We start from the raw sequence: 8,412 nt of genomic DNA, 5'->3' as shown, positions 1-8,412 counted from the left end.
CGTACTCACCGTCGGGCGCGTCCCGGCCGTACTCACCGTCGGGCGCGTCCCGGCCGTACTCACCGTCGGGCGCGTCCCGGCCGTACTCACCGTCGGGCGCGTCCCGGCCGTACTCACCGTCGCGCGGGTCCTGGCCGTCCGGCTCGTGCGGCCCGGCCTGTCCGGCCTGCGGCCCGTCCTGTCCGGCCTGCGGCCCGTCCTGTCCGGCCTGCGGCCCGTCGCCCGGGGAGCGCGCGTCGGTGCCCGGTACCGGGACGAGCGCGGTGACCGCCTCGGCCACGCCCGGGTCCTCCAGCAGTACGTTGTCGATCTCGTCGAGTGCGACCCGGTAGCCGCGGATCTTGACCTCGGCGTCGGCCCGTCCCAGGTATTCGATCTCTCCGTCGTCGTTCATCCGCCCGAGGTCTCCGGTGCGGTAGAGCCGGCCGCCGAAGGGCGCCGTCGGGTGCTCGATGAACCGGTCGGCCGTCAGGTCCGGCCGGCCCACGTAACCGCGGGCGAGACCGGGACCGCCCAGGCAGATCTCGCCGACCGCGCCGGGCGGCACGGGCCGGCGCCGTTCGTCGAGCAGGACCACCGAGTACGTGGCCAGCGGCCGCCCGATGGTCACGGGCCGTCCGGGAAGCAGTTCCTTCCAGGTGGCGGTGACGGTGGCCTCGGTCGGTCCGTAGGTGTTGAGGATGCGGCGTCCCGGCCTGCTCCACCGCTCGACGAGCCGGCCCGGGCAGGCCTCGCCGCCGACGGCGATGGTGCGGATCCGCGGCACGTCCCGCGGAATCGTGGCCAGCAGCGTCGGGACGCAGTACAGCACCGTGACGCCGTGCTCCTCCAGAAAGTCGGCGAGGTCGTCGCCGAGCCGCCCGGGACCGGCCGGTCCGGCGACCAGCGTGGCGCCCGCCGCCCAGGTCGGCCAGATCTCCTCGATGGAGAAGTCGAACGAGATGGTCATGCCCTGGTACACCCGGTCGTGGGGGCGTACGTCGTAGACAGGGCTGACGACGCGGAGGAAGTTGCAGATGCTCGACTGGGCGATCTGCACGCCCTTGGGCCTGCCGCTGGACCCCGAGGTGTACATGACGTACGCGAGCGGGTCGCTTCCACTGCTCGCGGGGGGCGGGCGGGTGGTGGGCAGGGAGGCGAGCTCGCCGGCGCACGCCTCGAGGTCGATCACCCTGCGCCGGTGCTGGGCCCGCGACGCTCCGGGGGCCAGGCCGGACACGGTCAGCACTACAGCGGCACCGGCGTCGTCCACGATGAAGGAGACCCGGTCGGGCGGGGACGCGGGGTCGATCGGCACGAACGCCGCACCCGCCTTGCTGACGCCCAGCAGGGATGCGTACATGTCGACCGAGCGCGGCAGCAGCAGCGCCACACGGTCGCCCGGGCCGATGCCCGCCCTGCGTAGACAATGGGCCACCTGGTTGGCGCGGGCGTCGAGGTCGGCGTAGGTCAGACGCCGCCCGTCGCACTCGAGCGCCACCGACGACGGCGCCCTGTCACAGGCCGATTCGTAGAACCCGTGCAGTCGGCGGGCCTGGCCCGTCTTCCTCGGGCCCCCATGACCTCCGGCTGGAGAGAGGGGCGGGGCCGAGGTGTGGGAGGCCATGGGCGCTCACTCATTCCCGTGCGCAGGGTGTTCGCTCGCCTGTCGGTCACCCCTCCAGCCTGTCCGGTGGCTGCTGAGAGGGCGCTGAGAGACGGGACGGCGACGGTCCCGGGCCCCTCGCCTCGAGCGCCGGCAGCGCGCGCCGGGAGGGGGCGGGCAGCACGCGCCGGGAAGAGGCGGGCAGCACACGCCGGCGGTCCCGCGAAGGGAGGCCGTGCCTGGGGCCGCCGACGTCCGAGGCGGTCGACCAGGCGTCGTCCGCCCGGCCCGGCAGCACCGGCGGTGACGGTCAAGGGCCCAGGGTCACACGGCAGTTGACCGAGGGCCTCCCGACGAGGCGTGCGTGGCCGTCCCGTTCAGTGGGCGATGTGTCTCAGTGAGCGATGTGTCTCAGTGAGCGATGCTGTCGATCAGGTCGCGTGCGCCCTGCCGGAGGAGGGCGACGGCGACGGAGGTGCCGAGGGTGGCCGGATCGAGACGGCCGGCCCACTCGTGGGCGTTGAGCACGGTCTTGCCGTCCGGGGTGAACACACAGCCGCGCAGGGAGAGTTCCCCGCCCCGCTCGGAGCGCGCGAACCCGGCGATCGGGCTGTTGCAGTGACCCTGGAGGACGTGGAGGAACATGCGCTCGGCGAGGGTCTCGCGATGCGTGGCGGGGTCGCCGAGGCCGCTGACGGTCTCGATGGTCTCGGTGTCGTCCTCACGGCACTGGAGGGCGAGGACGCCCGCGCCGATAGGCGGCATCATCGTCTCCACCGGCAGGATCTCGCTGACCACGTCGGCGCGGCCGATCCGCTGAAGGCCGGAGACGGCGAGGAGCAGGGCGTCGGCCTCCCCGGCGGCGAGCTTGTCCAGACGGCGGTTGGCGTTGCCGCGCATCGGAACGCACTGCAGATGCGGGTGGGACGCGGCGAGCTGTGCGGTCCGGCGCACGGAGGAGGTCCCGATGCGGGTCCCGGCGGGGAGTTCGTCGAGGGTGCGGCCGGAGGGGTCGACGAGGGCGTCCCGGATGTCGTCACGCTTGAGGAAGGCCGCGAAGATCGTGCCGGCCGGCAGCGGACGGTCGGCGGGGATGTCCTTGACACAGTGGACCGCCAGATCGGCCTTACCCGCCAGCAGCGCCGCGTCGACCTCCTTGGTGAAGGCGCCTTTGCCCTCCACCCGGGACAGGTCACCCATCCATGTGTCGCCGGTCGTCTTCACCGGGATCACCTCGGTGCGCACCGTCGGGTGCAGCGCGGCCAGTTCGGCGCGGACTCGCTCCACCTGGGCGAGCGCCATGGGAGAGTCACGGGAGACGATGCGGATGAGGTCCACGGTCATGACGGCACGATAGTCCCTCGGCCGGGACCGCGAGGACGACTCCCGGTGCCCGGCGCACGAGTGCGTCGGCGAAGTCAGGGTGCCGGGGCCATGTGACGGGCCACCATGTGCCCGGCCACCATGTGCCGGTCCACCGCGTGCCGGGGGCCATGGCCGAAGCGGGTCTTCCCGAGGCGTCGAGGGGCCGTGGCCGCGCCGGCGGGTGGTTCCGGCGGTCAGCCGCCGACGATCTCGCCGAACCGCTCCGCGCTGATGTTGCCACCGGAGACGATGACGCCGACCCTCCGGGGCAGGGGGGCGATCCGGTGGGCCAGCAGTGCGGCCAGACCGCTCGCGCCGCTGGGTTCGATGACGAGCTTCATACGTTCGAAGGCGAACCGCATGGCGTCCCGGATCCCCTCGTCGCTGACCAGGACGATCTCGTCCACCAGCCGCCGGTTGACGGAGAAGGTCAACTCACCGGGGATGTCCGCGGCCTGGCCGTCGGCGATGGTGCGCGGCACCGGGATGGACACCCGTCGGCCGGCTTCCAGGGAGCGCTTGGTGTCGTCGCCGGCCTCCGGCTCGACGCCGATCACCCGCATGGCAGGGTGGAGTCCCTTGGCGGCCGTGGCCGTTCCGGCGATCAGCCCGCCGCCACCGACCGGCACCACGACGGCGTCCAACTCCCCCACCTCCTCGATCAGTTCGAGGGCCGCCGTGCCCTGCCCCGCGATGACATGCGGGTGCTCGTAGGGAGGTACGAGCGCGAGACCCCGCTCGGCGGCGAGCGCCTCCCCGATCGCGACCCGATCGCCCGTGTAGCGGTCGTAGGTGATGATCTCCGCCCCGTATCCGGCCGTCGCCTCCCGCTTGGAGCGCGGGGTGTCCTCCGGCATGACGATGACGGCACTGCTTCCCAGCTCCCGGGCGGCCAGGGCGACGGCCTGCGCGTGGTTGCCGGAGGAGTAGGCGGCGATCCCCGTCGCGAGCTGCTCGGGGGACAGTCGCGAGGCGGCGTTGTAGGCGCCGCGGAACTTGAAGGCACCGACACGCTGGAAGTTCTCGCACTTGACGAAGACTTCGGCGCCGACCAGCCGGTCCAGGGTGCGCGAGCGCAGCACCGGGGTGCGGTGGGCCACGCCCTTGATCCTAGCGGCGGCTTCCCGCACATCCTCCAGGGTGACGCGCTGGGTGTCGGTCATGTTCGTGCTCCGTTCCGGGTCGCGGGTGAGCGCCGTGCGGCCGTCGACGCCGCCACTTTGGGGCGCGGCTTGGAATTTCTGTCCAGACCCTATACTCGAAGTCCAAGCCCAGGGAACATCGTTGCGGCACTCCAGAGACGGGCGGGCGACACGTGGACGGTCAGGCATGAGCGATGCCGACGACGGGCGAGCGGGAGGCTTCGACGGGTCCGGCCTCCGGGCCGGGAACGCGGCGGGCCGCCGCGCGAAGTCCGCGGCGGCGGCCGGTGAGCAGGACGCCATCATCGCCGCTCTCACCCCCGTGATCGACGGGATCGCCGCGACCCTCGGATCCTTCTGCGAAGTGGTGATCCATGACTTCCGGCGACCCGAGCACTCCATCGTCGCCCTCGCCGGGTCGGTCACCGGACGTGGCCCGGGCGGGTCCATGAGCGAGATCGGCATGCAGCTCCTGGCCCGCGGCGACCAGGCGCGCGACGAGCTGAACTACCTCACCCGCACCCAGGACGGAAAGATGGTCAAGTCGTCGACCATGCTGCTGCGTGACTCCGGCGGCACGGTCTTCGGCGCCCTGTGCGTCAACCTCGACATCACCGCCGTCAACCAGGTCCACGCTCTGATCGGCGGGATCGCCGGTGTCAGCGCCTCCCCCGCAGCCGTACCGACCACGACGTTCGGCGACGACATCGGCGCGGTGCTGGACGCGATCGTCGACGAGCGCCAGCTCCGCCAGAACAAGCCGTGGACCCAACTCGGCCGCGCGGAACGGCTTCAGCTGTTCCGCGACCTCGATCGGCGCGGTGTGTTCGCCGTACGGGGCGCGGTGCAGCAGGTCGCGGCCCGGCTCGGCATCTCCCGTGCCTCCGCCTACACGTACCTCTCGGCGGCCCGCACCTCCGCCGACGACGACACCGGGCTCCCGGACGGCACGCCGTGAGCACCTGCCCGCCGTGAACTCCCCGCTCCGGCCCACGCAGCTTGGGCGGGTGCCCACCGGGCGGCGTCAACGGGTGCGAAGGGGGTACTCGAACCATCGCACGGCCTCGGCTGGGAGGGACACGGTGAGCGGATCATCGGTGAGGGCGGTGGGGTGGGCGCGTTCCCTGCCGTTGAACAGCGGGGTGAAGGCGGCCCGCGACTGGGCTCTCGAACACCTGAAGTCACTGGGCTGGACCGAGCGTGCGCCGGAGACGGTGGACGCGGTCCTGCTGACCATCTCGGAACTCGTGACCAACGCCCATGTGCACGCGCACAGCCCCGCGCAGCTCGTGCTGACCTGGGACACACGCTGTCTGCACGTGGCCGTCCACGACGCCTCCGACCATCTGCCGACGCCTCGGCCCCCGAGCGCGGAGCGGCTCGGCGGCCGAGGCATGCTGCTCGTCGACGCGCTGGCCGACGACTGGCATGCGCGGCGCTGCCCCGACGGCAAGATCGTCCACGCGTGCTTCAAGCCGCCCGCTGCGGACGCCGGGACCGACGGTTCCTGATGCGGGCACTCATCGCCCTGTCCCGGCCGGGTCGGGGCGGCGACGCAGACGGCGTAGCATCCGGGCGTCCTCGAAGCCGACCTCGCGGGCAGCGGCCTCCATGGTGGCGCCGTGGCCCAGGAGGTGCTCGGCGCGTTCCAGCCGCAGGGTCTGCTGGTAGCGCAGGGGGCTCAGGCCATGGGTGGCCCGGCCGAAACGGCGGGTGAGGGTGCGGGCGCTGACACCCGCGTAGGACGCCAGGGCGCTCAGCGGAAGCGGTTCGGTGAACCGCTCGTCGATCAGGTCCTGGACACGGTGCACGGCGTCGTCCAGATGGGCCCGGTGCCGCAGCATGGCGCTCGCCTGGGGCTCGTGGCCGTTGCGGCGGGTGTGCACGACCATCTCCCGGGCCACGCGGGCGGCGAGCGCCGGTCCGTGCCGCACGGCGACCAGGTGCAGGGCGAGGTCGATGCCGCTGGCGATACCCGCCGAGGTGACCACGCGGTCGTCCGTGGTGAACAGGACGTCCCGCACCACGATCGCCCGCGGGTGGCGGGCCGCCAGCTCCTCCTGGACATCGTGGTGCGTCGTGCAGCGGCGCCCGTCCAGGAGCCCGGCCCGGCCGAGCGCCTCGGCCCCCGCGCACACGCTGGCGACCGTGCCGCCGGCCGTGTGGTGGGCGCGGAGCCGCCGCAGAACGTCATCGCCCGGAGCGGGCCCGTCCCACAGGACGGGCGCGCGCCAGCCCGGCACCACCAGCAGGTCGTCGCTGCCCAGGACGGGCCACTCGGTGGCCGCGAGCAACGGCAGCCCCTGGGCACTGACCACCTGCGCCTGCTCGGCCACATACGTGAGGTGGTACGGCCGCCCGAAGTCCGCCGCCGTACTGAACACCTGGGCGGGGCCTGCCAGGTCGAGCAGGTGCACGCCCGGCACCAGGACGAAGACGACTCGGGTCACGCGCCGGCCGCCTCCGCCTCCAGTTCGGCCACCGTGGCGATCCGGGCGAACCGGTCGCGCAGGACCGCCTCGGTGCGCTCGATGATCGCGGCGGGGCTCAGTTCGCCGATGGGGTGGGTGGCTGTGGCGTCGGTGACGAAGACCATGCGGTAGCCGAGGTCGCTGCCGACCCGGGTGGTGGTCTCCACGCACTGCTCGGTACGGATGCCGCACACTCGCAGCTCACGGATCCCCGCCTCGGTCAGGAGCTGCTGAAGGTTGGTCGTGGTGAAGGCGTTGTGGGACGTCTTGTGGAGCACCGGCTCATCCGGCCGCGGGCCGTCCAGCTCCTCCAGGGGCCGGATGTGCCCCGACTCCGGGTCGAAGACGCCCCCGGAGCCCGGCTCGGTGTGCAGCACCCAGACGACGAGGTCGCCGGCGGCGCGGGCCAGCGCGACCAGCCGGCCCACCGGCTCGGCGATCTTCGGGTCGGAGATCCGCTCCCACAGCGGGTGGGCGCGGAACGATTCCTGGACATCGACAACGATGAGTGCGCGATTCATGCCACCCATTGTGAGCGGGCACGATGCCCTGGTTGCAGGCCCGATCAGGGCCCGCGGCGGAACGATCCGGTCACCCGCCGGGCGCGGCGGCCGGCGGGCCGCCCCGCGCGGACAGCGGTCCATGTGACGCCGCCCACACAGTGCTCTGTGGCTCTCCCCACAATGCGGGGCGAAAGGCGGTGCGGAGTGATGGCGGTCACCTCAGGAAACGGGCGTTTTGTCTACCTTCGACGTTCAGTGCCGCTCCCCCAAGGAACCGTTGAGGCTGCCCCCCCATGCTCTTTCGACCGTTCTCCCCGCGGCGCCCGGCCACCGCGGACAGGCGCCGGGGCAAGCGCGCCGCCGCCTGCGCCGGTGTGCTCCTGGCGTCGGTGACGGCGCTGTTCTCGACCGGCGCGCTTGCCCCGGCGCCGGCGGAAGCAGCCGCCTCGCCGACGGCGCCCGCCGCCCCCGCCACGTCTCCCGCACCCGTGCAGCGGCATGCCAAACCGCGGGTGACGTCCGCGGTGCTCGGCCTGGACGGCGCGGGCCACGAGCCCACGGTGTACGGCGACGACAGCCCGTACGACACCGCGAGCATCGTCAAGGTCGACATCCTCGCGACGGTGCTGCTCCAGGCGCAGGACTCGGGTCGGCCGCTGACCGCACAGGAGACCGCCCACGCGGAGGCGATGATCCGGCACAGCGACAACGACTCGGCGACCGCGCTGTGGCAGCAGATCGGCGGAGCCCCGGGGCTGGAGGCGGCCAACAGGCGACTGGGAATGGCCGCGACGAAGGGCGGCCCCGGCCTGCTGTGGGGGCTGACACAGACCACGGCACGGGACCAGATACGACTCCTGCGCGCGGTGTTCGATACCCGCCCGGCGGCGAACGCGGGCTCCATGGCCCTGCACGAGGAGTCGCGCGCGTACGTCCGGACGCTGATGCCCGTATCGAGGGCGACCAGGCGTGGGGCGTCTCCGCGGCCACGGCCTCCGGGTGGGCGCTGAAGAACGGCTGGCTGCAGCGCACCGGGACCGGGCTGTGGGACGTCAACAGCATCGGGCAGATCACGGTGGACGGACACCGCTATCTGGTCGCGGTCCTCTCGAACGGCAGCCCGTCGATGAAGGACGGCATCGCGCTGGTGGAGGGCGCGGCCCGGTCCGTCGTGCCCTCGGCGTCCGGCCACTGACGACCCGTCGGGGGGCTTCTCGACGGCAGCGACCCGGACATGGGTGTGGGGGGGGGGGCCGGGACTGGCCCGCCCCCCCCCAACAAAAACCCCCCCGCCGCCGCCCCCCCGCCCCCAACCGCAAAAACACCCCCACAGTGCACCCGCCCCC

8 protein-coding genes are annotated in these 8,412 nt (G+C 72.8%); 3 read left to right on the top strand and 5 right to left on the bottom strand.

What is annotated here, in order from left to right; all coding sequences use genetic code 11:
- The 3 genes from ACIP94_RS24550 to ACIP94_RS24540 all read right to left on the bottom strand — a co-directional run.
- On the bottom strand, positions 1-1,606 hold a 1,606-nt coding region (locus ACIP94_RS24550), incomplete at its 3' end, for an amino acid adenylation domain-containing protein (RefSeq protein ID WP_402429433.1).
- A 390-nt stretch (positions 1,607-1,996) separates the two neighbouring features.
- Positions 1,997-2,929 carry a hydroxymethylbilane synthase gene (gene hemC, locus ACIP94_RS24545; RefSeq protein WP_402429431.1) on the bottom strand — a complete coding sequence of 311 codons (933 nt, stop codon included), beginning with the start codon at positions 2,927-2,929 and terminating at the stop codon, positions 1,997-1,999.
- Between the two features lie 215 nt (positions 2,930-3,144).
- On the bottom strand, positions 3,145-4,113 hold the full coding sequence (locus tag ACIP94_RS24540; RefSeq protein ID WP_402429428.1) for a threo-3-hydroxy-L-aspartate ammonia-lyase: 969 nt from the start codon (positions 4,111-4,113) through the stop codon (positions 3,145-3,147).
- A 166-nt stretch (positions 4,114-4,279) separates the two neighbouring features.
- Here ACIP94_RS24540 and ACIP94_RS24535 point away from each other — a divergent pair, with 166 nt between their 5' ends.
- Both ACIP94_RS24535 and ACIP94_RS24530 read left to right on the top strand, forming a co-directional pair.
- Positions 4,280-5,050 (top strand): transcriptional regulator, encoded by a 771-nt coding sequence (locus ACIP94_RS24535; protein ID WP_402429426.1) that lies wholly within the window; start codon positions 4,280-4,282, stop codon positions 5,048-5,050.
- A 124-nt stretch (positions 5,051-5,174) separates the two neighbouring features.
- The gene (locus tag ACIP94_RS24530) at positions 5,175-5,603 is read left to right on the top strand and encodes an ATP-binding protein (RefSeq protein WP_402429422.1); all 429 of its coding nucleotides are present in this window, start codon (positions 5,175-5,177) and stop codon (positions 5,601-5,603) included.
- Positions 5,604-5,612: 9 nt separating this feature from the next.
- Here ACIP94_RS24530 and ACIP94_RS24525 read toward each other — a convergent pair whose 3' ends face one another.
- Both ACIP94_RS24525 and ACIP94_RS24520 read right to left on the bottom strand, forming a co-directional pair.
- A complete protein-coding gene (locus tag ACIP94_RS24525) occupies positions 5,613-6,542 on the bottom strand; it encodes a GlxA family transcriptional regulator (RefSeq protein ID WP_402429419.1) in 930 nt (309 codons plus the stop codon).
- Positions 6,539-7,084 carry a cysteine hydrolase family protein gene (locus ACIP94_RS24520; RefSeq protein ID WP_402429416.1) on the bottom strand — a complete coding sequence of 182 codons (546 nt, stop codon included), beginning with the start codon at positions 7,082-7,084 and terminating at the stop codon, positions 6,539-6,541. The genes ACIP94_RS24525 and ACIP94_RS24520 overlap by 4 nt, the downstream gene beginning before the upstream one ends.
- 275 nt (positions 7,085-7,359) lie before the next feature.
- Here ACIP94_RS24520 and ACIP94_RS24515 point away from each other — a divergent pair, with 275 nt between their 5' ends.
- The gene (locus ACIP94_RS24515; protein WP_402429413.1) at positions 7,360-8,076 is read left to right on the top strand and encodes a serine hydrolase; all 717 of its coding nucleotides are present in this window, start codon (positions 7,360-7,362) and stop codon (positions 8,074-8,076) included.
- Positions 8,077-8,412 lie beyond the last annotated feature (336 nt).

Source organism: Streptomyces sp. NPDC093261 (assembly GCF_044753645.1).
In the GTDB taxonomy this organism is placed as follows: domain Bacteria; phylum Actinomycetota; class Actinomycetes; order Streptomycetales; family Streptomycetaceae; genus Streptomyces.
This window is presented reverse-complemented; position numbering and strand designations above follow the sequence as displayed.